General features: G+C 69.8%; 12 protein-coding genes and 2 pseudogenes. 8 read left to right on the forward strand and 6 right to left on the reverse strand.

Annotated elements, in window-relative coordinates; genetic code table 11:
- Positions 1 to 3: 3 nt before the first annotated feature.
- The 4 genes from FB563_RS00510 to FB563_RS00525 all read left to right on the forward strand — a co-directional run bounded on the left by FB563_RS00510 (position 4) and on the right by FB563_RS00525 (position 8,622).
- Entirely contained in the window at positions 4 to 1,707 is a 1,704-nt protein-coding gene (locus FB563_RS00510) for an allophanate hydrolase (RefSeq protein WP_055706834.1), read from the forward strand.
- A 41-nt stretch (positions 1,708 to 1,748) separates the two neighbouring features.
- Positions 1,749 to 2,432 carry a TetR/AcrR family transcriptional regulator gene (locus FB563_RS00515; protein ID WP_055706835.1) on the forward strand — a complete coding sequence of 228 codons (684 nt, stop codon included), beginning with the start codon at positions 1,749 to 1,751 and terminating at the stop codon, positions 2,430 to 2,432.
- Between the two features lie 887 nt (positions 2,433 to 3,319).
- Entirely contained in the window at positions 3,320 to 8,035 is a 4,716-nt protein-coding gene (locus FB563_RS00520; RefSeq protein ID WP_142218389.1) for a DUF6531 domain-containing protein, read from the forward strand.
- On the forward strand, positions 8,032 to 8,622 hold the full coding sequence (locus FB563_RS00525; protein ID WP_079048587.1) for a hypothetical protein: 591 nt from the start codon (positions 8,032 to 8,034) through the stop codon (positions 8,620 to 8,622). Before FB563_RS00520 ends, FB563_RS00525 begins: the two co-directional genes overlap by 4 nt.
- 423 nt (positions 8,623 to 9,045) lie before the next feature.
- On the opposite strand, the pseudogene FB563_RS00530 reads toward FB563_RS00525, so the two are convergent.
- From FB563_RS00530 to FB563_RS00555, 6 genes and pseudogenes are all read right to left on the reverse strand, one after another.
- Positions 9,046 to 9,503: pseudogene (locus FB563_RS00530) on the reverse strand (integrase core domain-containing protein); the annotation flags it as partial.
- Between the two features lie 428 nt (positions 9,504 to 9,931).
- Positions 9,932 to 10,147: pseudogene (locus tag FB563_RS00535) on the reverse strand (hypothetical protein); the annotation flags it as partial.
- 414 nt (positions 10,148 to 10,561) lie between these two features.
- Complete coding sequence (locus FB563_RS00540; RefSeq protein ID WP_055704698.1) at positions 10,562 to 11,812, reverse strand: erythromycin esterase family protein; 1,251 nt, start codon at positions 11,810 to 11,812, stop codon at positions 10,562 to 10,564.
- 45 nt (positions 11,813 to 11,857) lie between these two features.
- Positions 11,858 to 12,808 carry an LLM class flavin-dependent oxidoreductase gene (locus tag FB563_RS00545; protein ID WP_234357610.1) on the reverse strand — a complete coding sequence of 317 codons (951 nt, stop codon included), beginning with the start codon at positions 12,806 to 12,808 and terminating at the stop codon, positions 11,858 to 11,860.
- A 37-nt stretch (positions 12,809 to 12,845) separates the two neighbouring features.
- Positions 12,846 to 14,630 (reverse strand): ABC transporter ATP-binding protein, encoded by a 1,785-nt coding sequence (locus tag FB563_RS00550; protein ID WP_055704690.1) that lies wholly within the window; start codon positions 14,628 to 14,630, stop codon positions 12,846 to 12,848.
- A complete protein-coding gene (locus FB563_RS00555) occupies positions 14,627 to 17,434 on the reverse strand; it encodes a lantibiotic dehydratase (protein WP_079048586.1) in 2,808 nt (935 codons plus the stop codon). The genes FB563_RS00550 and FB563_RS00555 overlap by 4 nt, the downstream gene beginning before the upstream one ends.
- A 55-nt stretch (positions 17,435 to 17,489) precedes the next feature.
- Between FB563_RS00555 and FB563_RS00560 the strand changes: the two genes are divergently transcribed.
- From FB563_RS00560 to FB563_RS00575, 4 genes are all read left to right on the forward strand, one after another.
- Complete coding sequence (locus FB563_RS00560) at positions 17,490 to 18,971, forward strand: hypothetical protein (RefSeq protein ID WP_055704688.1); 1,482 nt, start codon at positions 17,490 to 17,492, stop codon at positions 18,969 to 18,971.
- 1,029 nt (positions 18,972 to 20,000) lie between these two features.
- Positions 20,001 to 20,267, forward strand: coding sequence for a polysaccharide deacetylase family protein (locus tag FB563_RS00565; RefSeq protein ID WP_142218390.1), 267 nt, complete (start codon positions 20,001 to 20,003; stop codon positions 20,265 to 20,267).
- Between the two features lie 149 nt (positions 20,268 to 20,416).
- Positions 20,417 to 24,376, forward strand: coding sequence for a Pls/PosA family non-ribosomal peptide synthetase (locus tag FB563_RS00570; protein WP_079048585.1), 3,960 nt, complete (start codon positions 20,417 to 20,419; stop codon positions 24,374 to 24,376).
- Positions 24,373 to 25,797: a M1 family metallopeptidase gene (locus FB563_RS00575; RefSeq protein ID WP_079048584.1), complete on the forward strand. Its 1,425-nt coding sequence runs from the start codon at positions 24,373 to 24,375 to the stop codon at positions 25,795 to 25,797. Before FB563_RS00570 ends, FB563_RS00575 begins: the two co-directional genes overlap by 4 nt.
- Positions 25,798 to 26,124 lie beyond the last annotated feature (327 nt).

The raw sequence follows: 26,124 nt of genomic DNA on the forward strand, positions 1-26,124 counted from the left end.
GCCATGACACCGGCCGCCCGCGTCCAGGCCGCCTACGACCGGATCGAGGGCGTCGGCCGGCCCGAGATCTGGATCCACCTCAGGCCACGCGAAGAGGTGCTCGCCGAGGCGGCCGGCATCGACCCGGCGCTGCCGCTGGCCGGCCTGGTGGTGGCCGTCAAGGACAACATCGACGTCGCCGGGCTCCCCACCACCGCGGGCGCCCCGTCGTACGCCTACGCACCGCGGGCCGACGCGTCCGCGGTGGCGCGGCTGCGCGCGGCCGGCGCGGTGGTGCTCGGCAAGACCAACCTGGACCAGTTCGCCACCGGCCTGGTCGGCACCCGCAGCCCCTACGGCGCGGTGCGCAACGCCTGGGACGCGGACCGCATCTCCGGCGGGTCGTCCTCCGGATCCGCCGTCGCGGTGGCACTGGGCATCGCCGACATCGCGCTCGGCACCGACACGGCCGGCTCCGGGCGGGTGCCCGCCGCCCTCAACGGCATCGTCGGCGTCAAGCCCACGAAGGGCCTGGTGCCCGTGACCGGGGTGGTCCCCGCCTGCTACACCCTCGACTGCGTCACCGTCTTCGCCCGCGACGTGCAACTCGCCCGCGCCGCCGCGGAGTTCGCCGAAGGCCCCGATCCGGCCGACCCGCTCTCCCGCACCGGTACCCAGCTTCCGCCGCCCCCCGCGCGCCCGCGGATCGCCGTACCGGCCGGGGAGCATCTGAACGGCATGGCCGACGGCTGGCGCGCAGCCTTCGACGCCGCCGTCGCCCGCATGGCGAGCACCGGAGCGGAGATCGTCGAAACCGACATCACCCCGCTGCTTCAGGCAGCGGACCTGCTGTACGGCGGCGCGTTCGTCGCCGAGCGGTACGCCGCCGTTGGCGCGCATCTGGAGAAGCACCGCGATCTGATCGGGGCGGACCTCGATCCGACCGTCGCCTCCATCGTGCTGGCAGGCCGGGAGAAGACCGCCGCCGACTGGGCCGCCGACGCCGCCAGACTCGCCGCGCTCGGCGCCGCCGGACGCGCGGTGCTCGACGGCTGTACGGCTCTCCTGACGCCGACCACCACATGGCATCCCACCCTCGACGAGGTGGCGGCCGACCCGGTCGGCGCCAATGCCCGGTTGGGACGGTTCACCAACTTCGCCAACCTGCTGGACTGCGCCTCGCTCGCCGTTCCCGCCGGGTTCGTGGACGGCCTGCCGTTCGGCGTGATGTTCACCGGACCGGCCTTCTCCGACCGCGCCCTGGCCGTGCTGGCCGAGCGGTTCGCCAACCCCGGGGTCGACCTGTTCGTGGTCGGCGCCCACCTCACCGGTCAGCCGCTCAATGCCCAGTTGGTGCAGGCAGGCGGCACCCTGACCGGCGGGGCCCGCACCGCCGGCGGCTACCGGCTGTACGCCCTGGCCACCGAGCCGCCCAAGCCCGGCCTGCTCCGGGTCACCGAGGGCGGGCGGGACGCCGGAGCCGGGGCGGGTCACGCCACGGCGTCAGGAGGCGACGTGGGCATGGGAATCGAAGGCGAGATCTGGCGGCTGCCGGCTTCCGGGTTCGGGGCGTTGACCGCCGACCTGCCCGCGCCGATGACCATCGGCACCGTCGAACTGGCCGAGGGGCGGCAGGTCTGCGGCTTCCTCGTCGAGCCGTACGCCGTCGAGGGCGCGCCCGACATCACCCGCTTCGGTGGCTGGCGGGCGTACAGGGCGTCCGCGTGACCAGAGGCCGCAGGGCGGACACCTGGTGGCAGGATGGGACCATGACGACGACGCGTCCCCGTCAAGGCAGGCCCCGGCACACGCCGCCGTCCGACCCCGGCACCTCCGCCCGCGAACAGATCCTCGACGCCGCCGGGGCGCTCTTCGTCGACCATGGGATCACCAGTACCAGCACCCGGATGATCGCCGAGCGGGTCGGCATCAGGCAGGCCTCGCTCTACTACCATTTCGCCACCAAGGAGGAGATCCTCGCCGAGCTGCTGGCGACGTCCGTCCGGCCCAGTCTGCAGATGGTGGACCGGATCCGGGCCCTGGTGCCCGAGCGGGCGAATCCGGCCGCCGCGCTGTACGCCGTTGCCGCGATGGACGTACGCACCCTCTCCCGCACTCCGTACAACATCGGCACGCTCTATCTGCTGCCGGAGGTGCGGGCCGAGCGGTTCGACGCCTTCCGGGCCGAGCGGGGCCGTCTGCAGTCGAGCTACGGCACGCTGGGCGCCCTGGCGGCGACCGAGGACGTCGCGCGCGGCCTGCCCGCCGAGCGGCTCGGTGAACTGCTGATCCAGCTGGTGGAGGTCGTCATCCAGATACGGCGCTCCCGTGAGCCGGATGCGGCGGACACCGAGGCCATCGCGTCGTCGTGCCTGCGCCTGTGCGGGCTCGGAGAGCCGGCGGTTGCCGCCGCCCGGGAGGAAGGCCGAACGCTGCTGAGCAGCCTGGACTGACCGCCGGCCCACCGCACGCCCTCCAGTGCCGCTATGCAGCAGTTCAGCCTTCACCAGGCCCTCGGTGGACGCCCAGTGCCTCGTCCCGCTCGAGCGGCTGCCGAAAGAGCGTTCCCGGGGCGGCACATGTTGCCCGGTCCTGCCCCGTGTGGAGTGCCGGTGGGGTCAGCCGCCCTTCTTGCTCGCCTACGACCCCGCGACCAGGACCCCGACCGCGGACACCCCAGACAGAGAGGACCACCATCTGCTGACCGAACCGACCGAACCGCCGATCGAAGGGAGAAGCCAGGCCGAGACACCGAAACAACGAACACCCGCCCCGGCCGGGAGCCGGAAGCGGGTGCCAATGTTCCCTGCCCAGAAAAGGGGACGCCGTGGGGCAACTCTGTGTCCGAGGGGGGAGTCGACCGCTGACGATACGGTCGTGGTGGCTCAAGGGCGGTTCCCACTGTGAATTTGTAATTGACGCACGATCCGTTCCATAGTCCAACTGGTCCAAGGGTCGACGTACGGCTCCCGCCGAGGAGCCTGGGCACGAGGGGGGCGACCGCCAACGCAGTCCTCGATCGCGGAGGCGACCTCCTTGTGGCGTCCAGGAGCCCAGGCTTGCCTCCTTCGAGGGGCCACCTGGCGGCGGAGCCACTGCTGGATCGCCGACGCCATAGGCTCGCGAACCACGCCCAAGACGGCTTGTGCTCCGGCCCTGAACAGCTGTGACGGTCAGCGCGACGGCGGTCACATGCTCGAGCCCGCACGCTGCGGCATGACCGATTTTCAACGCCTCTCCGTCGCCCCTGCCCCTTCCAGGAACTAACGTTCACCCGTTCGCGTCTTTGTTCGCGTTGTACTGAACGAACTACTATTGTGTTGACGGGGGTTGCACGGGGATGGGTTATACGATCCCGGGCTGGCTGGACCAGGTCCTGGACTACATCGGCATCCACTTCCCGAACGTCGACGAGGACGACTACCGCCACATGGCGGACGCCATGCGGGAGTTCGCCGACAAGTTCGAGGGCCATGGGGCCGACGCCCACAAGGCGGTGGAACAGATCCTCGCCTCGTCCAAGGGCTGGGCCGTCCACTCGATGCAGACCCACTGGAACCAGGTCAAGGCCGGCCACCTGGACAAGATCCCGGAACTGGCCCGTCTGTTCGCCGACGCCTGTGACGTGGTCGCGGACATCATCTTCGGGATGAAGACGAAGGCCGAGGCAGAACTCGCCGTCATGGCGGGCTCGGTGGGCCTCTCGCTCGGCGCGGCCTTCATCACCGGTGGCCTGTCCGCAGTCCTGGGCGCGGCCGAGATCACTGCCATGCGCCAGCTGGTGAAACGCATCATCGACGAGGCCGCCGAGCAGATCGTGAACGAGCTGCTCGCCAAGGTCACCGAGCCGGTCAACGCCAAGCTGGAGGCAATGGTCGAGGACACGGTCCTGAACCTGGCGAACGACGCGTTCTCGCTGCCCCCCGACCCGGCCGGTGCGGGCGCGCACGGTGGCGGCCATGATATCGGCGGGCACGGTCACGGACACGGCGGCATGCATCTGGCCTCGGCCGGCGGCGCGGGCGGCGGCTTCGCGCTCGCCTCCGCGGGCGGCGGTGGCACAGGCGGCGCTGACCTCCACATCGATCACGAGGAGTTCGAGAGCGGCGCCGGCAAGGTCTCCTTCCACGGCAGCGAACTGCACCTGAACAGCGCGGCCCCGCTCGGCCGGGCCAAGGGCTTCTTCGGCCGCACCAAGGGCAAGGACCCCTTCACCCGAGCCTTCGACTCGGTCCTGGAAGGCGCCCTGCACGGCTCCGAGAAGGCCCTTGGCAAGATCGCCAAACACGTCACGGAAACGCTGCCGGACCGCGTGAGGGCCGCGTCCCGGCTGCACAAGCACAACGACCTCGACATCCGCAGCAAGATCGACGGGATCCGCCTGGGCGGACACGGCCACGGCAAGGGCGGCGGTGACCATCTCCCCGGCTCCAGTTCCCACCTCAAGATCGACGCCCATGACAAGCACGATCCGGACCTGCTGCAGCGCTCCAAGGACGCCCGCGCCCTGGCGAACAAGGAGACCTGCGGCGACCCGATCGACATGGCCACCGGCCAGATGATTCTGGCCCAGACCGACGTCGACCTGCCCGGCATCCTCCCGCTGACCGTCCGCCGTACCCACCTGACCGGCTACACACACGGCATCGGCTTCGGCCCCTCCTGGGCCTCCACCCTGGACGAACGCCTGGAGGAGGATCCGGAGGCGGACGGTGTGTGGTGGCACCGCGAGGACGGCTCCAGTCTCTACTACCCGCGCACTCCGGACATTGTCGGTGACCGCGTCGACCCGGTCGCGGGCGAGCGTCTGCCGTTGACCTACGTGTCTCAAGGCACGTCGTATGCGCTGGTGGTGCAGGACCCGTACACGGGACTGACCCGGCACTTCGAACCCTCCGAGGCCCGTGCGGGCGTGTGGTGGCTGGCGCAGGTCGAAGACCGCAACCACAACCTCATCACCGTCGAGCGCGCCGAGGACGACACCCTGCTGGAAGTCGCACACTCCGGCGGCTACCGCCTCACGATCACCACGGACCCGGACAGTCACCGCGTCACCGGGCTGCACGCCATCACCGAGGACGAGCCGCTCCGGCTGCGCGGCTACGGGTACGACGAGAGCGGCAACCTCACCGAGGTGATCAACGCGGTCGACGCGCCCACCCGCTTCACCTACGACGACGAGCACCGCATCACCGGCTGGCGCGACTCCAACGACACGACGTTCCGTTACGTCTACGACGCGTCGGGCAGAGTCGTCGAGACGCACGGCATCGACGGGATCCTCAACTCCCGTATCACGTACGGCGGTCCGGACGAGGACGGCAGCACCACTGCCACCTACACCGACTCCCTGGGCCACGCCAGCACCTACCGCGCCAATCCGCACGGCCAGATCGTCGCGATCACCGACCCGCTCGGACACACCACCCACCAGCAGTGGGACGTGCGCGACCATCTGCTCAGCCGGACGGACCCCTCGGGGCACACCACACGCTGGCAGTGGACCGACGAGGGCGACCTCGCCGCAGTAACCGCCGCCGACGGTGCCGTAACCCGTTTCTCCTACAACGCTCTGCACCTGCCGGTGAAAATGGAGGGCCCGGACGGCATCGTCACCCGCCAGGACTTCGACCAGCGCGGCAACCGCATCGCCGTCCATACCCCCGACGGCACGACGACCGCCTTCACGCACCACCCCACTGGTGCCCTCGCCGGCGTCACCGATCCCCGCGGCACGGCGCTGTCCATCGACGCGGACGCAGCCGGCCTCCCGGTCTCGGTCACCGACGCCCGAGGCGGGACCACCACGTGCACCCGCGACGCTTTCGGCCGCCCGCTCACCCTCACCGATCCCCTCGGCGGAGCAACGGCCATGGCCTGGGATGCGGAAGGCCGGCTGGTAACGCTCACCGCCCCGGACGGCAGCCGCGAGTCGTGGACGTATGACGGCGAAGGTAACTGCACCCGTCACACCGACCCACTCGGCGGCGCGACCATCCTCACATACGGCCCCTTTGACCTGCTCGCCTCCCGCACCACCCCCGACGGCGCCACCTACACCTTCACCCACGACACCGAGCGCCGCCTCACCGACGTGACCGACCCCCAGGGCAACACCTGGACGTACACCTTCAACGGGCGTGGGGAGGTGGTGGCCGAGACCGACTTCGACGGACGTCGCACCACGTTCCTCCATGACGCGACCGGCTTCCTCGTCTCCAGCACGACTCCGGCCGGTGACGTGTTCACCTTCGTCCGGGACGCCGTCGGCCGCCTCACCGCCAAGGAGGTCTCCGGCAAGCGCACCGACTACACGTACGACGCCGCCGGCCGACTGACCGCTGTGGCCTCACCCGACTCGGTCCTCACCCGCTCCTACGACAGTCTCGGCCGACTGCTCGCCGAGACCGTCGACGGGCACACCACGCACTACCGCTACGACGACGCCGGGCAGCGCACCGGCCGCACCACCCCGACCGGCGCGCAGACCACCCTCGCCTGGGACGCTCTCGGCAACCGCACCCACCTGTCGCTGGACGCCCGGCACACTCTGGCCTTCACCCACGACCTCCTCGGCCAGGAAACCGAACGCACGCTCGGGGAGCGGGTGTTGTTCTCCTCGGTCCGCGACGGCCTCGGCCGGCTCACCCGGCAGACGCTCAGTGCTCAGGCCGGCCCCGGCACCGGCCCGCAGCTCCTGCGTGACCGCCGCTACACCTACCGCCCGGACGGCCACCTGACCGAACTCGTCGAGCAGGTCACCGGCCGCACCCTCGCCTACACCCTCGACCCGGTCGGCCGTCCGCTCAGCACCACCGCGGGCCGCGGCGGCTGGCGCGAGGAGTACTCCTACGACAGCGCGGGAAACCAGGCCAGCGCCCACTGGCCCGACCGCCCGGCCGACCCCGACGCACGAGGGCAGCGCACCTACGCAGGCACCCGCCTGCTGCGCGCGGGCAACACCACGTACCGCTACGACGAGGCCGGACGCCTCGTGTCTCGCACCAAGAAGCGTCTGTCTGTCAAGTCCGAGACATGGCAGTACACATGGGACGCTGAGAACCGGCTGACCTCTTGCACCACCCCCGATGGCCGGACCTGGCACTACCGCTACGACCCCCTCGGCCGCCGCACCGCCAAGTACCGGCTGGCGGGCGACGGTGTCACAAGGCTCGACGAGACCCGCTTCGCCTGGGACGGCACCCGCCTCGCCGAGGAGATCCATACCTCAACCGGTGTCACTGTCACCTGGGAGTACGACGGCCACCGCCCCATCGCCCAGTACGAGCGCAAGCCGCTGTCGGACACCGAGGTCGACTCCCGCTTCTTCGCGATCGTCACCGACCTGATCGGAACCCCCACCGAACTCGTCACCGAAGACGGCGAGATCGCCTGGCACACCCGCACCACCACCTGGGGCACCACCGCCCCGAACGCCGACGCCCTCGCCGACATCCCGCTGCGCTTCCCCGGCCAGTACGTCGACCCCGAGACCGGTGGCCTGCACTACAACTACTTCCGCCACTACGACCCCGAGACCGCCCGCTACGTCTCCCCCGACCCCCTCGGCCTGGAACCTGCCCCCAACCCCTGCGCGTACGTCCCGAATCCGGCGACGTGGTTCGACCTGCTGGGACTGCTCACCTGCAAGCAGAACGCGGCGCGCCTGCGGGCCAACATGGAGGCGAACGGGGTCAGCTTCAAGCCCGGCCAGGCCGCCGCGCACATCGTCCCGTCCGGCGGCGCGAAGGGCCACTGGGCCCCCGGCGCCCGCGCGCGCCAGCTGCTCCAACAGTACGGGGTGGACATCAACGACGCCTCCAACGGCATCCCACTCGACCACCCAACGCCGCACAACTACACGCACCGCGGTAAATTCCTGACCCGCATCGACGATCATCTCCAGAACGAGGTGAGGCAGCTCACGGCACGTGGAGCGAGCACCACTAAAATCGGCAACCACCTCAAATCGGAGCTGAGTCGTATCGGTTCCGAAATCCTGCACGAGCTCCGGAACGGCGCTCCTGATTCAACGGCAGTTTGGACAGCACCATGACTGAGCATGCGACCACCCCCGTCGAGGTGTTCCGCGTCGTACCGCGCTATCACGACTCCTTCAAGGGCATCCTCCTTGAGGACGACCAGATCCTGCGGTGGGAGCTGGACGAGCAGACCGTACCCCTGCCTGCCGAGATCCCGGGATCGCTGCACGGCGAGCTCGGGGGAACACCCGCCGACTATCCCACCTCGGACCCCGCATCCCCGGTCCTGAGTGCTGCCCTGCTGGAGGCCGTCCGGGACCGCTTCTCCGGCACCGGACACTTCATCCCGGTCAACGTCCCCGGCCTCGCCGCCGGCACCTACACGGCCTACGTGCCCGCCACCGTCGCCGACTGCCTGGACCAGCTCAACTCCTCCACCCCGGAGGCGACCGGAAGGATCAGGAAGGCCGCCTTCCACCAAGACCGGGTGCCTGTGCAGTTCCCCGCGTTCCGCCTGCCGCAGAACAGGACCTACGTGTACTGGAACGCCTGGGCCGCCCGCCTGATCGAGTCCTCGGCCGCGCCCGGCAGCGTGGAACTGCGCCTGGTGTGGTCGAGCAACCCGACGGCAACTCCTCACCGGGATCCGATGGGGTTCTAGTACTCCAGCAGCACTTTGACGTATTCCCTGATCAGGGGCGGTTTGGTTGAGTGTGGTGGGCTGATTGCCGACCCGTGTTCTCTTTCCCGGACCGCCCTTCGATCGTGTGCAGCCGCCGCTGATAGTGGCAGCGGTCCAGGGACGACTGCATGGAGTCGCCCGGCCACGCAATCCAGCCACGCAGGCGGACTCCTGCACCCAGTGATCTACGCTCCTCACGTGGCGCTGGTCCTGGCCCTTCACCGCACAGCGGTCTTCATTCGCTCGGGTCAACATTTTGTATTTCTGTGCAGCCGGCCCGCTCTGTCCGGACAGGTCCATGGTGAGGCAACACACGGCGAGCAAGGGGAGGCGCCGATCATGAAAGCGCCGCACCGTCCGGCCGGACAGCCCTGCCCTTGCCGGAAACCTCATCCGCCCAGGTCACGCGGCATGTTCGTACTCGTGAAGAATGCCACCCAGGCGTTCACGCCTTCGTATGTCGAGGTGGGCGATCTGCCCTGGATCGCTAATCGCCTGAGGCAAGGGGTGGAATGGTCAGGCGTTCGCGATTCCCTGATGGGGCCGATGAGAGCTGTAAAACCGCTAGAACTCCCGCGCAGCGTGACAGAGGTGGCGCTGGTTCCAGATCAACGTGCGGTCCAGCAGTTCACGCCGGCACGTCTGCACCCACCGCTCCATAGTCGAGTTCATTCGGGGCATCTGGACGCCGCTGAGAACGACCTCGATGGCCGCGTCCTGCAAGATGGTGTCGAACAGCTCGGGGAACTCCCCGTCCCTGTCCCTGATCATGAACCGCGCTCTCAGCCCGTGTACTCCAGGTCCATGACGAGATACTTCGCAGCCTGGACTACCCAGGCCGCCGACGGGTGAGCCGTGGCGGAAAACGCAACGAGGACCGCGATCGTAAGATCGAGGCCCTCATCACCGTATCGTCAAGCGTTGTGGGACGTTCACGAGATCCTTTGAGCAGCCACAACAGGGCTAATTGATGTTGGGGTTCCCGCGAGTCGCAAGATCATCCCCCAAGAATATGCACACGCAATCTTTTTTGATGGGATGCGCATGTGTCCCTGTGGTGGCTCGTCCGTCGCAGCTTCCATGCAGGCACTCTCTGCGTCTCACAGCTCGCACAGGCAGTATGAGCTGGAGAGTCCCGTGCACGATTGCACCTTGGACCAAGCTAGGCCGGTCGCAAAGGCCAGCATCACCCTCAGTTATGACGACCGCGTGGCCGTAGGCCAGCATCGCGTTCGAGGTTTCGGGCAACCCCGCACCACGCACCACTTGAGTGCGAGCGCGCCTACGCCTACGCGGACAGCGCAGGGAACACGACCACCGAGCCGTCCTTGTTGCGGGCAATCTCAATCGCCACGTCTGTCGTGCGGCTACTGACCATGACGCCGTCGCCCAGCTTGCGAATCCGGTTTGCCGCGCGCATCAGGTGATCGACTTCACCGGTCGTGAAGAGGGGCCGCAGACCGTGCGGACCTGCCAGCTCCAGCGCCGACAGGCGTTCCAGGACCATGCCAGGCCCTCGATGCGCCGAAGCAACATTAAGTTCGTGAGAGTGAACGGGATGCTATTTCATGTGGTTGCTTCGGCAGCAAGCGAGTTGCCACGCCAGACGGGATGGTTAGATGCAGGGCGCAAACTGTCCCTCTGCGTAGATAGGCCCATGAGGGTGGTGCCCCGCGGCCACGCCGATGACCGCCCACGAGTACGTCTGGCACTCCTACCGCGATTCCGGACTACAAGCGCGAGGTCCAGCCGAACAACGCGATCCTCCATCGCCCCACTGCTACACCGACGTACCAGCACGCTTCGGCCCAGCACCAACGGCTGTCCCCTGCCTTCGTGCCAAGACCGTCATGTAGGAGTTGCTGTGCCCGGTCACGGCTATCAATGTGGGCTGCGGTCCGGACAGCTGTGTTGGCTCTCAGCTCAGTAGCACCGAAGGCGTCGAGCGGGCCACGTACGCCAATCCGTCGTACTCACGCATGAGCACCGTCTGAGTCATCGAGAAGCGGTACGTCACGCGTGGCACGCCGGCGCCGAAGGACCTCATGAACTGCGGGCTCTCCAGCCACTCGGCAACGGCGGGCTCGGTCCGGCCGGCGCGGAGATCGATCAGGTGGTCCTCGGAGGTGGCCGAGGCCAGCTGGGCCTCGACGGAGCGCGGACCCGCCGCACTGATGGTGTGTTTCTTGGGCGGTCGTGTCGCGGAGTTTCCGGGGCGGGCGCGGAAGGCGCCCTCGCCGAACAGCAGGCCCAGGGCGTAGTACCGCTCACCGTAGTGATCCCTGAGGTGATGCCCCATGGCGGGAATGTCTCGCGCGTAACGGTCGGTGCAGACGTGGCCGTTGTGGGCCCAGACGGCCACCTTGTCGGCAGTCCCCTCCTCCAGGGTGATCACTGCCTGGGCCATGTGGTGGTCCCGGGCGGCCAGCGCGCCCATCTCCTCGCCGTCTCCGCGCGGTGGCCGGGAGGCTACGTCGGCCGCGGCCACGATCAGGCGCGCATGCCTGAGCGCCTGATCGACGGCCGTGTCCCCGATGTGCGCAGTAAGCCGGGGGTGCTCCTCCTCGAGGAATCGCTCCAGATCACGCGCCTCGGCAAGGAGCTGGGGGCGCTGGTCCACGAGTGACCCGGTCCTGGCCTCCGCCAGTGTGCCGAGCAGGCCATCGGTGATGTCCGCACGTTCCGGTGCCAGCGTGCGCAGCACGGCGGCCAGCGCCGACAGGGAGGGGCCGCATCGCTGCGGATCGATGCCCACGAATCGTACGGCCCGGTCCTGGGGAACCGTTCGGTTGTGGTCACGCATCCACTCGACGACGTCGAGCATTTCCCGTGTCCGCCACGTCCAGAAGCCGAGGCCGGCCACTGCGTCGACGGCATCACCGGTTCCGTGCAGCACATAGTCGTCGACCGCCTGGGCAGCGGAGGCACTGGCCTCCATGGCCAGAGCGGTGAACCCCATCTCCTCGACGAGGAAGCGCAGTAACAGGTGTTTGAGCCGGAAGAACTCAGCGGTCCCGTGCGTCGCTTCCCCCATCCCCAGAACGCGTACGTCGCGCAGAACCTCGCGCAGTGGCTCCAGGTCACCGTAGCCCGGGTCTGATGCCTCGGAGTGCAGGCCTTTCAAGGGCAAGGCGTTCTCTTTCAGCCATCGTTGCACTTCCTCGGTCATCGCCATTTCCTTTCGCGTCACCTCTCGACACGGTGAGCCTAACCTTTATGTGATCACGCACGAACGGACCGCACGCATTTCGGCCGAGAGTTCCGCCAGGTCCTCCAGGGCCGCATTCCAGCCATGCGCGAGACCTACACCTGCGCAGTTGAGGACCACTTCGTCCACGCCCACTCGCGCGTATTCGGCCAGTGCGCCGGCCACTTCCCGCGGGGTGCCGTACACGAAGGTTCCCGAGTCGACCAAGGCACGTGCGTTGAGATAGGGCTGCGACTGGTGCACCCGCAGCCCCGCGCGCCTGAGCATGTCCGTGTAGTGCGGGGCGCCCAGGTGGGTGTGGGCAGCTGCGTAGGCGAGCTGGCGGGGATCGCGCCCGTGGCGGGCGACGGCGACATGTACGACGGTGACCAGGCGCGGGACTTGGCGGCCCGCCGCCTGGGCGCCGCGCCGGAGAGCCGGCACCACATCACGCGCCAGGTACCCTGGCGGCGTCATCCAGGTGATCGCCACATCGGCCGTCTCGCCCGCAAGACGGGCGAGTACGGGGCGGAGGACTCCGAGGCCGATATCCACACCGGCATGACCGAGATCCGGCAGGTCCGATGCCGGCCAACCGGCCTCGGGCGCTTCGTGCCGCTGCTCGGTAAGAAAGCCGCGCACCTGTCGGAGATAGTCGGCGCACGCGGCTTTCGGGCTGTCGTAAGGCTTTCCGCGCAGACTCGCCACGAAGTCGGGGGATCCCGGGCCCAGTCCCAGCGTCACCCGCCTGCCGGTCAGACGGGCCAGGGACCGGGCGTGTGCCGCTGCTTCCATGGGGTGACGCAAAGGCATCAGGGTGACGGCAGTGCCGAACGGGATGCGGAATCCCATGCCCGCGAGGTAGGCGAACATCTGATGGGTTTCGATCGTGACGGACTGGCCCTGCCACAGCCGCGGCATGTCCTCGCTTCTGACGAGTTCCGCGAAGGGAACCGCCTCGGAGGGGGCCGTGGGCATGACCGGAAAGATGACCGAAGTTTGCATGAAGTGGCCTTCACTGAGAGGCGGGTTCGCCGAGATATCCCGCTGCCTGCAGGTTGAACAGATGGGCGTACGTTCCGTCGGCGCTCAGCAGTTCCTCGTGGGTTCCTTCCTCGACCACCCTGCCCCGGTCCAGGACCACGATCCGGTCGGCGATGCGCACCGTGGCGAACCGGTGGGCGATGATGAGGGAGGTGGCGTCCCTCGCGATGTCACGAAGCCGGCCGAAGATCTCGGACTCGGCCTCGGCGTCGATGGCCGAGGTGGGTTCGTCGAGCACGACCACCGGAGCCCTCCTCATGAAGGCCCGGCTCAGAGCCACCTTCTGCCATTGACCGCCCGACAGTTGCCGGCCCTCCTCGAAGTGCCGGCCGAGCATGGTGTCGTACCGGTCCGGAAGGTCGGACACCACGGTGTCGACTCCTCCGGCCACGGCTGCGGCCCGGATGCGCTCGTCGTCGTCCATCGCCTCGATGCGGCCGAAGCCGATGTTGTCGCGGACGGACATCTCGTAGCGGATAAAGTCCTGGAAGATGACGCCGATATGCCGCTGGAGGTCGTCGACGTCGTATTCCTCGATCGGTACGTCGTCGATCAGGATCCGCCCGCCCGTCGGCTCGTAGAGCCGGGTCAGCAGCTTGACGATGCTCGTCTTCCCGGCGCCGTTCTGCCCCACGAGCGCCACGCACTCCCCGGCCGGCAGGAGCAGGTCGACACCATCGAGCACGAGCCGGTCGGTGCCCGGGTACACGAAGCTGACGTCCCGGAACTCGATCCCCTTGCGCAGCTTCGCCGGGAACCGCCTGTTCCCACCGGTGATCCGGCGCTCGGGCAGGTCCAAGAACGCGAAGAGGTTGCCGAGGAAGAGCGTGTCCTTGTAGAGCGAGGCGATCCCCAGGAGCAGTCCGTGGGCCGATACCTGGATGGCGCCCATGGACTGGAGGTATCCCGCGAGGCGGCCCACCTGTCCGCCGTCCGCAGCCGACCCGATCGCCCACAGCAGAGCCCCGGAGGAGGCGATGACGCTCAGCAGGCCCAGCAGGCCCACGATGCCCGACTGGCGGCGGGCCAGCTGCCGGTCGACGCGGAAGAACTCGTGGACAAGTGTGCGGTACCGCTCGACGAGGTACGGTCCGAGCTGGAACAGGCGCACTTCCTTGAAGGAGTGATCCGTCGTGGTCAGGTACTGGTAGTAGTACATCCGCCGGCGGTCTGCTGCGCGCGCGTACTCGATGGCGTACGCCTTGTTCGTGTAGATCATGTGCGCGGCCACGGACGGGACTGGTGACACCAGGATGAACAGGGCCACCCACGGTGACCAGGTGAACAGCACTGCGCCGACCGAGATGACGGTGACCAGCTCGCGGGTGACGGTCAGCATTTCGGAGAACAGCTGGTAAATGCGTCCCCCGTTGCTTTCCTGGAAGGCGCGTTGCAGCTTGTCGTAGGACTCGGCGTTCTCGTACTGCTCCAGGTCGAGTCGGGTGCCCTTGACCATCACCTGTTCACCGATCTTGGTGGTGAGTTCCAGGCGGAGCAGGGAGTCGAGGTACTGGCCCCAGACGTCCAGCAGGTGCCCGGCCACGGCGATCAGCAGCAGGACGACGCCCGCCTGGAGGGCGTGCCGTCCGGCCCCCTCGTTGCCGCTGGCAGCCTGCGCCACGGACTGCACCGCGCTCGCCGTGAGCCCGACCTGCACGCCGGGTATCGCAGCCGACAGCACTGAGGCGACGGCGAAGGCGGTGACCTTCCGGGCGCTCATCTTCCAGAAGAGCCGCAGCACGCGGAGCCAGATCACCTTGCCTCCTCGGCAGCGAGGCGGCCCCGGAGGGCGCGCAGGGTGTGCCGCAGCAGCCCGTAGCAGCGTTCCTCACGGGCCAGATCGACCGGCAGGAGGCGGTTGATCTGCATGTGGGCGAGGCTGCCGAGGAGATGGGCGAGCTGCACCGCGAGTCGGCCGCGTTCGGCGGCCTTGCGGACCGCTGCGGATGCCGCACGGACCGCAGGCTCCTGGGGCGCGAGGGCCGCCGCGATCCCCATGCGGTGTGCACGGCCCTCCTCATGGGTGGACCGGTCCCAGGGCAGCAGCAGTTCGCACAGGTAGGCACGAGCCTTCCTGAATTCATCCCGCGTGGCGTGGTCGTCCTGGTGGCCGGGGAGGAGGTCCATGCGCTCGGCGAGCGGGACGCCCCAGTGGCGGTGGAGGGTGTCCACCGCGGCCACGGCCAGATGCTCGTCCGTCAGTTGCGGCAGGTCCGCGCGGGCCGCTATCAGTCGGGCGGTGGCGTCGCTGTTGGCCTCAAACAGAAGCTCGACCGAGTCGAACGTGCCGGGGCCGCCGTAGCGCATGGTCTCGGGGCAATAGCTGTCCATGGTGACGTCCTGGGCGAGGCCGGCGTCCACCAGGCTCCTGCCCCAGGTGGCGAGTCGCCCGAGGACCGACGGCCGTTCGCTGCGCACCCTGATGCGAAGGTGCGGGCGCGGATCGGCGTACCGGATGTAGAACCAGCGATCCACCGCGTCCTCTGCGCGCAGCTCCGCAATAAGTTCCCGCAGCGGACCAGCGATGATCTCGTCATGGCGTTCGAAGGCGGCGTACAGTTTGACGTACGACCATTCGCTGCCCGGCGGGTACCGCCGTGAGGGGATCTCCACCGGCGGCCCGGCCGGGTGCCGGGCGATGGTCTCGGCCCGGGTGGCCATGACGGGGACGACGATCTCTTCGGTGTATCGCCGCCCGAGGTCGTCGGTCAGCCAGTGATGCTCGAAGTCGGGCAGCATCTCGTGGAGCAGCACCGTTCCACCGCCCGCGCGGCCGACCTCTTCCCGCAGTTCCGCGACGCAGCGGGGGTGGTCGAGGTCGAGCAGCAGCCGGTTGTCGAGGTTCACGAAATGCACGTACCGCGGCACGCGCCACCGCTCGCGCCAAGCCGCGAGATCCTCCAGGCCGTGTGCGTCCAGTCGCCATTCGGCCGGCCGGAGCACTACCTTGCCGCGGGTCACCCGGGGCAGGAAGGTCGCGTTCGACACTGGCCCCCAGTGGAATCCGCCGGGGAGCACGTACCCGTCCTGCGAGGCCTCCAGCAGGAAGCGGGCAACGTTCGGGGCGGCGAGGGGGCTGAGCATGTGGTGCTGCGTCACGACGATCTCGCGGTCCAGGCGCCGCGACCACAGGTGGAACCGCCGGTCGTCGGCGCCCACCAGGATGTCGTCCAACGGCAGTACGCGGTCGACCGACACGGAGGGACTGGTGTTGACGGGTATTTCGTACGTTCCGAGGTCTGGGTGCTCGGCGACGTTCCCGGCCCGGCCGTACGTGGGGAGGTAGGCCACCTCGGCGTATGCCACGTGCGGCTGAAGTTTCTGCTCCCACCGGGCGAGGTCGCGCAGTTGGTCCGCCAGCCGGTCGCCAAGCAGGTCGAAGAAGCGCCCGAAGGTGCGTCCGCCGTGGGCGAGGCAGTCGGCGCGGAGGACGGCCCGCCACTCCCCCCGGTCGACGGCCTGCCGGTCGGTGGCCTCGATCTGCAGGTAGAGGTCCACCGTGGGAAGCAACGGTCCCACGGTCGCCGCCGGGGCAAGGCGGTCCAGCCAGGCGTCGGTGAGTTCCGCTTCCAGCATCCCCTCGCGCCAGGCCTGGTACGCGAATTCGACGACGGCCCTGTCGTAGGAGGAGGTGTCCTCGGGGTCGGTGGCACTGTTGAGCCCACCAGCCGTGCGGGTTGGCTCCGTGTAGGACTCGGGTGCGTCCAGACCCTGGTCCGGTCCGAGTAGTTCCAGAACTGGCACGCGCACGCCGTGGCCGTACCGTTCGAGGAACTCCTCCCGGTATCGCCTCAGATGTGCGTTGGTGGCACCCGTGGCCGCGCTCAGACGCATGAGGACGTCCACCGCGTCGGCCGCCGCCTCGCCCACGGACCGGTTGAGCTCGTCCGAGCGCAGGCCGATGGCGGAGTCCAGTTGGTACGTCTGTCCCGTGTAACCCGGTACGAGCTTCTCCTGGGCCACTCGCAAGCGGGCGAGCGAGGCAGGGTCGTCTGCGTGCCGGACCATCTCGACGACCTCGCGCAGTCGTTCGGCCACCTCTGCCGCCTGCGGGATTCCGGCAAGCCCGTCGAGCAGGTACTGCTCCGGCTGGGCGGTCGTCTGGGGCGGGCGAAGGTCGCTGGTGAGGAAGTTCAGATCCCACAACCGCTGGAGGAGGTTCTCCTTCTGCGGACCGGTCGCCTCGGGGAAGGCGGCCGTTAGCGCGTCGATGAGCTCAGGGTAGGTCACGGGGGTGGCGGCCGCGTTCAGCACTGTGTGGACGGCGGGGGTTGCCCGGACGCGCACCGACGTGCGGTCGCTGTTCCCGTAGACGTCGGCGTGTGGCAGGACCACCCGGTCGCCGGAGACATGGACTGTCGCGTTACGGACGATTCTGAGGCTCCGCCAGATCTCATGGTCGTCCTCAAGCCGTTTGATGCAGGCGAGGATCCATGCCATGTCCGCGCGCACCCGGGTGCTGCTGATCACGGGGGTCTCCAACCGGGCGGTGGTACGTCCGGAGAAGGTCCCGGCGGCGACGCCCGAGAACGCCCCGAAGGGTGTGGGCCGGGTCGACATCCGGGTGACATAGCGCCACAGCCGTGAAAAGCGCGTCTACCGGTCCTGGTCCTCGATGACCCGGCGCCTCGACCCGGCACCACACGACCGCCGCAAGCGGCTGTCGCTCAGCGAGGCCAAGAAGATCCGACGGAAGTGGAATGCCCGCGACAACCAGGACACCGTGCGCAACCTGGAGGCCATCGCCCAGGATCTGATTCTCGCTCCGGCGATGGCTTCCTACCGGCGCGGCGACTTCGCTCGGTGGCCTGGCCACATCGCGGTCGACGACACTCCGGTTCCGGTCTGGGGCAAAGAGCCGGACTACCACCAGGACCGGGCCTCGCTCGAGATCACCGCCGGGATGTACGTGAAGGGAGGAACGCAGATGAAGTCGGGGCCCAGCAGCAAAGCTGGGGCCTCCATGAACACTGGCACCCGGCGCGGCACGGCAAACAAGCCAGTGCCTCGCAAGACCAAGGCGACACGGGAGAAGAAGGCCAAGGCGCCGGAGAAGAGAAAGTTCCGCTACGCCATGATGGCCGCGTTCCCAGGCCATGGCCATGGTGACCTCGCCGGCGCCTACCCCGCGGTCTGCCTCGGCATGGTCCTCCACACCCCGGGCACCGAACCCGGCCCGGCCGCCCTGCGCGCCATCCAGCCGGCCTTCGAACGAGGCCTGGTCAAAGACCTGTTCTGCGCCGACCGGGGCATCACCCAGGCCAAGCCTCACCACCTGCATCTGCAGCTGCTCAAACTCGGCCTCAACACAGTGAAGCACTACAACGACGACAAGGTCGACCGGCAGGGAGAGTTCCGCGGCATGCAGCTGGTCGGCGGCGAGTTCTACTGCCCGCTGATGCCCACCCCGCTCATCACCGCGGGCGCCACATACATCGACAGCCGCACGGACGAGGACCGCGCCCACGCACTCAACCTGATCCAGTCCCGGAAGGACTACCAGGCCAAGATCAAGGAGTACGGGCCCGCAGGGGACCAGCGTCGACAGTGCCCCGCCCTCGGGTCCCACGCCACGGTCACCTGCTACCGCCGGCCCCAGCCACGCCCGTCCACCGTCGTCGACCTCGACGCCCCCACTGTCCGTACCCCGGCAGCCCTGCCCACCGTCCCCAGGCCCAAGCGGGACACCCCCGTCTACCCCGACATCTGCACGGGGAAGAGCATCACCGTCCCGGGCACCGTGTTGGCCAAGTGGCGGCAGAAATACCCCCTGTTCACCCCTCTGTGGCAGAAAGCCTGGTCCGGACTGCGCAGCCAGAACGAGGGCGGCAACGGCAACCTCAAGAAGTCCGCCCTCGACAGCATCGACGATCCCCAGCTCCGCCTGCCGCACGGACGCGTCGCGCAGACCCTGCTCAATGCCGTCATCATCTTCGTGGCGAACCTCAGAGCCATCCGACGGTTCCTCCGCGACCAGGGCATCCAGCCCCGCAAAGCCAGCACGCAGAGCGCCGCAACCCAACCCGGTGAGCCCTCGGACCCGTCCCTGGCGCGACCGCTTACGACCGAGCAGGTCGAGCCTCCGCCACGCGAGTGACGCACCTCCGCCGCGCTCCGCCCCCTGAAAACCCCACATGCCTGCGCCACGGCTACCAGCCGTCGCGCAGGCATGTCCTGTTTCCGCAGGTGAGGGGCGCAGTACCTGGACCGCCACCGCCTCACCCCCTCACCGAGCCGATCACGAGGCCCGAAGGCCCCAGAAACGACGAAATACCGGTGAGTCACATGACTCGACCGGTAATTCGTGAACGCTTCGGGACGATCTCGTGAACGTCCCACTCTGTGTCCGAGGGGCGAGTTGACGACTGACGATACGGGCGTGGTGGCTCAAGGGGATCTCCGCCTCTGAGATGGCTGCCGGCACAGGCGGTGGGCCATCTGACTGAAGAACGCCCGCGCCGGCGCCCGGAAGGCTGCCTGGATCGAGCAGCGGCGTACCGAGGGCCTGCCCGTGAAGTCGGCGGCCGGGGCGCTGCCAGTCACCAGCCTGTGTGGCCCGCGTTCGACGCGACCATGGGGAGCCGATCCGGTGCTTGAACCTCGAACGCTCATAACCAGTACGGTCCTCGGCCGCACCGGTGGTTGCGCGAAGGGGTCGCGCGCCGGAGCGGTGACGGCCTCACCGGCTGTGGCAGCCGGGGTGGCGTGCGCGGCAGTCGTCGGGACCGGGGCGCTGCGAGGGCAGCGGCAGCGTACGGACGGGTGGCGCGGGACCGGGATCCTTCGAGGAGCGCAGACAGGCCGTGATCCTCGTAGCGGCTTTCTCCAGCCACCCGTCCGGCACCCGAGGACTGCGCCGTCCGATCGGGCGGAGGCCGCCGCCCCCAAGAACGGGAGCGGCCGATCTGCTACGGCTTGTTCATCGCGCACCTGTCCTGCGAAGTACCGCCTGGTTGCGCATTTGCGCAATGCGGCAAGCTAAGCTTGTGCCGCGGACTCAAGCCGCGCGCCTGTCGGATGAGCGCCGCAGGGAGCCGAGGCGGGCTGCAGGCTCCCGAATCGGCGGCAGAAGTATCCCGCCGCCCTGCCTGGCCGGGGGGCGCAGGAACGCAGGAACACTGAAGACATGAGCAGAGGGCGGGGCATGATCGGGCCGAACGCGGCCAGGAATCCCGACGTGATGCGGCTGGTCGTCACCGAAGGGCACCGGCTGTGCGGCCACAGCGTCCACCACGACACGGCGATGGACCGCAAACCGGCCTCCTACCAGCACAGCGGGGTCGTCGGCGCGGAGCGGATCATCGAATGCCCGGGGTACGGACGATCGTCGACAACCCGTTCGACTTCCCGGTGCGGTGAGATGGTCTACCGGCGGCAGGGCACGGCGGGGTGAATTTTGGTATTTGATTCACCAATTTCCTCCCATGGGCAGGTTGTGAATCAATTGCACCGAGTTGGTGAACGCGTCCTGTGACGAAGGGCGTCTGACAGGCCGTAAAGGGCCTACCGGCCCGTCGAACATGGAAATCCAAAGGCGCGACCTTGACCTCGACCGCACTCGATGCCTCACACCCTTTCTCGGAAGTCCCGACGAACCGGGCCCTGTTCCGCTCCGGGGCAGCCGCGCCACCCCGCACCCTCGTCGACGTCCTGGAGGCGACCGCCGCGCTGCACCCGCACGCACCCGCGCTGGACGCAGGCGCCGAGGTGCTGTCCTACCGGGAGCTGTGCACCGAGGCCCGCGCCCGCGCGCGGCGGCTCACCGAGCGGGGCATCGGCCCCGGCGACCGGGTGGGCGTACGAGTGCCATCGGGCACCGCGGAGTTGTACCTGTCGATCCTCGCGGTCCTGCACTGCGGTGCGGCCTACGTCCCGGTCGACGCCGACGACCCCGAGGAGCGCGCCGCGACCGTGTTCAGCGAGGCCGGCGTGTGTCACGTCCTCGGGCCGCACCCGCAACCCGCCGAGCTGGTACCGCCGTCCGGAGCGGCCATGGGCTCCACACCGGCACCCGCGGACGACGCCTGGATCATCTTCACGTCCGGCTCGACCGGCGCGCCCAAGGGCGTGGCCGTCACCCACCGCTCCGCCGCGGCCTTCGTCGACGCGGAGGCCGGGCTGTTCCTGCGCGACCGGCCCCTCGGCCCGGGCGACCGCGTCCTGGCCGGCCTTTCGGTCGCATTCGACGCCTCCTGCGAGGAGATGTGGCTCGCTTGGTGCTCCGGCGCCTGCCTGGTGCCGGCCGAACGGTCCCTGGTGCGCGCCGGGCTCGAACTCGGCCCCTGGTTGGACGCCCGCGGCATCACCGCCGTCTCCACCGTGCCCACGCTCTTGGCGATGTGGCCGGAGGAGGCGCTGCGCCGGGTCCGGTTGCTGATCCTGGGCGGCGAGGCCTGCCCGCCCGGACTCGTCGAACGGTTCGCCCGCCCCGAGCGGGAAATGTGGAACACCTACGGCCCCACGGAGACCACCGTCGTGGCCTGCGCCGCCCGGCTGGAGCCCGGGCAGCCGGTGCGCATCGGGCTGCCGCTCGCCGGCTGGGAGTTGGCAGTGGTGGACGAGGCCGGGAATCCCGTCGCCTTCGGCGAGCAGGGCGAACTGGTCATCGCCGGCGTCGGAACCGCCCGCTACCTCGACCCGGTCAAGGACGCGGAACGCTTCCGGCCGAGCCCGGCGCTGGGCCCGCCGCGCGCCTATCGCTCGGGCGACCTGGTGCGCGCCGACGCCGAGGGACTGGTGTTCCTCGGTCGCGCCGACGACCAGGTCAAGCTCGGCGGACGCCGTGTCGAACTCGGCGAGATCGACACGGCCCTGCTCGCCCTGCCCGGGGTGCGCGGCGCGGCGGCGGCCGTACAGGCCACCGCGGCCGGCGCCCAGGTGCTGGTCGGCTACATCGTCGCGCAGGAGACCGCCGACGGCCGCTCGGCCTTCGACGCCGACAAGGCCAGGGCGCTGCTGGGCGAGCGGCTCCCCGCACCGCTGGTGCCTGTGCTGGCCGAGGTGGCGGACCTGCCCACGCGGGCGTCCGGAAAGGTGGACCGCAAGGCGCTGCCCTGGCCGGTGCAGCTGGCCGGTGCCGGGCACGGTGGCGAGGCGGCCCACCGGTTGCACGGGACCGCCGCCCGGCTGGCGGACGTATGGGAGGAGTTGCTGGGCCTGCGGCCCGGCCCGGGCAGCGACTTCGTCGAGCTGGGCGGCACCAGCCTGACCGCCGCCCGGATGGCCTCGATGCTGCGCCGGGACTACCCGGGCCTTTCGGTCGCCGACCTCTACCGGCATCCGGTCCTGCAGAGCATGGCCGACCATCTCGACTCCCTGACCGGCACCGCAGCGGAGGTGCGCCCCGCCCGGCCCGTGCCCCGACGGACCGCCGTGGTGCAGTTCCTCGTCTCCCTGGCCGGTTACGGCGTCACCGGATTGCGGGGCCTGGTCGGGCTGGCCGCGGCGGACGACGTCATCGGCTGGATCGCGCCGCACCGGTGGGCGCCGCACACCTCGTGGTGGCTGGTCGTGGCCGGGTGGGTGCTGCTGTTCAGCGCGCCCGCGCGCTGCCTGCTCGGGGCGGCCCTCGCCCGCGCACTGGCCGGCTCGATCACTCCGGGCGCCCATCCGCGCGGCGGCGCCGTCCACCTGCGCCTGTGGAGCGCGGAGCGTGCGGTCGTGGCGTTCGGCGTACCGTCCCTGCTCGGCACCCCCTGGGCAGCGCTGTACGCCCGGACCCTCGGCTGCCGCACCGGGCGGGACATATGGCTGCACGCCATGCCCCCGGTGACGGGCCTGGCCGAGCTGGGCGACGGGTGCAGTGTCGAACCGGAGGCGGACATCGCAGGCTGGTGGCTCGACGGCGACAGGCTGCACGTCGGCAGGGTCGTCGTCGGCGCGGACGCCCGGGTGGGCCACCGCAGCACCCTGCTGCCGGGCGCTGTCCTCGGCCATGGTGCGGAACTCGCTGCCGGCGGCTGCCTGGGCGGCCGTATCCCCGACGGCCAGGTATGGACCGGCTCCCCCGCCCGGCCGGCTGCACCCACCGAATGCCTCGCCGAGCCGAACTGGCCCGCCCCGCCGACGGACCGCCGGCGCCGCTGGCACCTCGCCTACGCGCTGTCGCTCGCCCTGCTGCCACTGCTGTCGTTGCTGGCCGCCGCCCCGGCGCTCGCCGTCACCTGGCTGCTGGTGCGCGGTACGGCCACGCTGTCCGGGGCGACCTGGCGGCTGCTCGCGGCGGCACCCCTGTTCGCCGTGCTGACCACCGTGTGCGGCATGCTCATCACCGCGCTCACCGTGCGCCTGCTGAGCCGCGGGATCGCGCCCGGCCTGCACCGCGCCGACGGGGGCGTGGCCTGGCGGGCGTGGCTGGTGACTCTGCTGCTCGACGGCGCTCGGAGCAGCCTGTTCCCGCTCTACGCGAGCCTCGCCACACCCGCCTGGCTGCGCCTCCTCGGCGCCCGGGTCGGCCGCGGCGCCGAGATCTCGACCGTGCTGCCGCTGCCGTCGCTGCTCCGGGTCGAGGACGGGGCGTTCCTCGCCGACGACACGCTCGTGGCCCCCTTCGAACTGCGTGGCGGATGGATGCGGTTGGGGGCCGTGCGGATCGGCAGGCGGGCCTTCGTCGGCAACTCCGGCATTGTTGGCCCCGGCCGTGAGGTGGCCGACCACGCCCTGGTTGGCGTGCTGTCCGACGCACCGGCGCACGCCGAGCCGCACTCGTCGTGGATCGGCCGGCCCGCGATGCCGCTGCCCCGCGTGGCCGGGATCGCCGACGCGGCGCGGACGTTCGCCCCGCCCAGGCGGCTGGTGGCGGCCCGCGCGGCCGTCGAGGCGTGCCGCGTGCTGCCGGTGATCCTCGGCACGCTGCTGGCCGAGGGCCTGCTACTGGCCCAGCAGAGGGCCCTGGACGTGGGCGGCTTGTCCCTGGCGGCACTCGCGGGCGTCCCGCTGCTGCTGGCCGCGTCCCTGGTGGCCTGCCTGACCACGACCGCCGCCAAGTGGCTGCTCGTGGGCCGGTTCCGTCCGGTGGAGCGGCCCCTGTGGTCGTCGTTCGTGTGGCGCAACGAGTTGTTCGACACGTTCGTGGAGGTGCTGGCCGTGCCGTGGGGCATCGCCGCGCACCTGGGCACGCCTGTGGTGAACTGGTGGCTGCGCAGCCTCGGCGCGCGCATCGGACGCGGGGTGTGGTGCGACACGTACTGGCTGCCGGAGTCAGATCTGGTGAGCATCGGGGACGGCGCCACCGTCAACCGTGGCTGTGTGCTGCAGACCCACCTCTTCCACGACCGGATCATGCGGATGGACAGCGTGCGCCTGGCTGCCGGCGCCTCCTTGGGCCCGCACAGCATCGCCCTGCCCGGCACCGCGATCGGCGCCGGTACGTCCATCGCCTCGGCGTCCCTGGTGATGCGCGGGGAGACGGTGCCCGACGGCACCCGTTGGGCCGGCAACCCCATCGCCGGCATCCCCGCGGCCCGCCCCGCCGCCCGGCTCACCGAAGGGGAAACGGCATGACCTGGTGCAGCCGCCGCGCCCTGGTCCGGGGCGCGGCGCTCGCCCCGCTGGCGGCGATGGCCGCGGACCGCCTGCCGAAAACGGCGCCGCGCTACTTCGCCGGCCACGGCAGCTACGATCACCGCACGCTCGCCTACGACCTCCACCTGGCCTACGACCCGGCCGCCGGCAGGCTGGAGGGCCGGGCGCACATCCGCGCGGTGGCCGAGCGGACGCTGCGTCAGATCCGCCTCGACCTGGCGAAGCTCTCCGTGCACGAGGCGCTGGTCGACGGGGCCGCCGTACGGCCCGGCCGGAAGGGGCACAAACTGCTGCTGTCCGTGCCACGCCCGATCCCGGCGGACACCCCCTTCTCCCTGGAGATCGGCTACGGCGGCCGGCCCGGCCCGGTCCGCACACCGTTCGGGCAGATCGGCTGGGACCGCACGGGCGACGCACACGGCGGCACCATGGTGGCCGCCCAGCCGCTGGGCGCCCCGTCGTGGTTCCCGTGCAACGACCGGCCGGACGACAAGGCCGAGTTCACCTTCCGGGTGACCGTGCCCCGCGGCCACCAGGCGCTCGCCAACGGAGCCCTGCTGGAGCGGCGCACCTCGGACACCACCGAGTGCTGGACGTACCACCATGGGGGTCCCATGGCCCCCTACCTCGCCGCGCTGTACACCGGCCGCTTCGCGCACGAGACCTGGCAGGCCACGGACAGCGCGACCGGCCGCCCGGTCACCGGCCGCAACGCCTACCCCGTCCAGCTGTCCGGCCAGGCCCGGCACGATCTGGGCCGCCAGCCGGAGATGTTCGAGACGTTCACGCGGTGGTTCGGGCCGTATCCCTTCGAGACGTACGGCGCCGTCGTCGTGGACACCGACCTGGACCAGCCGGTGGAGAACCAGACCGCGTCCGTCTTCGGCCGCAACCACATCGACGGCGAGCGCACCTGGGAGACGCTGGTGGCCCACGAACTCGTCCACCAGTGGTACGGCAACAGCGTCAGCCTGCGCGACTGGCGGGACATCTGGCTCAACGAGGGCTTCGCCACCTATGGGGAATGGCTCTGGTCGGAGCACATCGGCGAGGACTCCGCCGACACCATCGCCCGGGCGGCCTGGCACACCCTCGCCCGGCAGGGCACGGGGCTGCGGATCGCCGACCCCGGCCCCGACCGCATCTTCGACGACCGGGTGTACAACCGGGGCGCGTGCACGCTGCACGCGCTGCGCCTGACGATGGGCGACGACCGCTTCTTCGCGATGCTGCGCGGCTGGCACCACGCCCATCGCGGTGAAAGCGTCGACACCGCCGCCTTCATCGCTCATGCCGACCGGGCGATGCCGAGGGCGGTGGAACCCCTGCTGCGCGCCTGGCTCTACGACACCTGCCTGCCGCCCCTGCCTCCGCCGGAACCGGGAAACGCGCGGAGCTGAAACCTGCCGCATGTCCGGTGCGCCCGCTTCATCACCCCGGCGGGCGTGCCACTTCGACATGCCGCTCGGCCACGCTCGGGGCAGCCTGGATTCGCGAGCCGCCCCGAGTGACCGACTCGTCCCAAGGGGACTCCGGCGAAAACAGAAGACTCTCGATCGGGCTTCGCCCGAAGCCGCCGCGTCCGTGCGCTCGCCGCCGGTGCCCTGTCCGCCGCCATGCTGTCGACCGGTACGGCAGGAGCCGTCACCGCGACCGGGACGCCGGCCCCCGGGCCCTCCATGACCCCCACGGGTATGCCGAGCACGAAGCCGTCACGGACACCGACC

Source organism: Streptomyces puniciscabiei, assembly GCF_006715785.1.
GTDB lineage: Bacteria > Actinomycetota > Actinomycetes > Streptomycetales > Streptomycetaceae > Streptomyces > Streptomyces puniciscabiei.

What these genes read in the sequence shown, in the direction of transcription:
- FB563_RS00540 (WP_055704698.1), bottom strand. Translation starts at nt 11,812, where the DNA reads ATGACCGAGGAAGTGCAACGATGGCTGAAAGAGAACGCCTTGCCCTTG.
- FB563_RS00520 (WP_142218389.1), top strand. Translation starts at nt 3,320, where the DNA reads ATGGGTTATACGATCCCGGGCTGGCTGGACCAGGTCCTGGACTACATC.
- FB563_RS00565 (WP_142218390.1), top strand. Translation starts at nt 20,001, where the DNA reads ATGAGCAGAGGGCGGGGCATGATCGGGCCGAACGCGGCCAGGAATCCC.
- FB563_RS00545 (WP_234357610.1), bottom strand. Translation starts at nt 12,808, where the DNA reads ATGCCCACGGCCCCCTCCGAGGCGGTTCCCTTCGCGGAACTCGTCAGA.
- FB563_RS00515 (WP_055706835.1), top strand. Translation starts at nt 1,749, where the DNA reads ATGACGACGACGCGTCCCCGTCAAGGCAGGCCCCGGCACACGCCGCCG.
- FB563_RS00555 (WP_079048586.1), bottom strand. Translation starts at nt 17,434, where the DNA reads ATGTCGACCCGGCCCACACCCTTCGGGGCGTTCTCGGGCGTCGCCGCC.
- FB563_RS00510 (WP_055706834.1), top strand. Translation starts at nt 4, where the DNA reads ATGACACCGGCCGCCCGCGTCCAGGCCGCCTACGACCGGATCGAGGGC.
- FB563_RS00560 (WP_055704688.1), top strand. Translation starts at nt 17,490, where the DNA reads ATGACCCGGCGCCTCGACCCGGCACCACACGACCGCCGCAAGCGGCTG.
- FB563_RS00575 (WP_079048584.1), top strand. Translation starts at nt 24,373, where the DNA reads ATGACCTGGTGCAGCCGCCGCGCCCTGGTCCGGGGCGCGGCGCTCGCC.
- FB563_RS00525 (WP_079048587.1), top strand. Translation starts at nt 8,032, where the DNA reads ATGACTGAGCATGCGACCACCCCCGTCGAGGTGTTCCGCGTCGTACCG.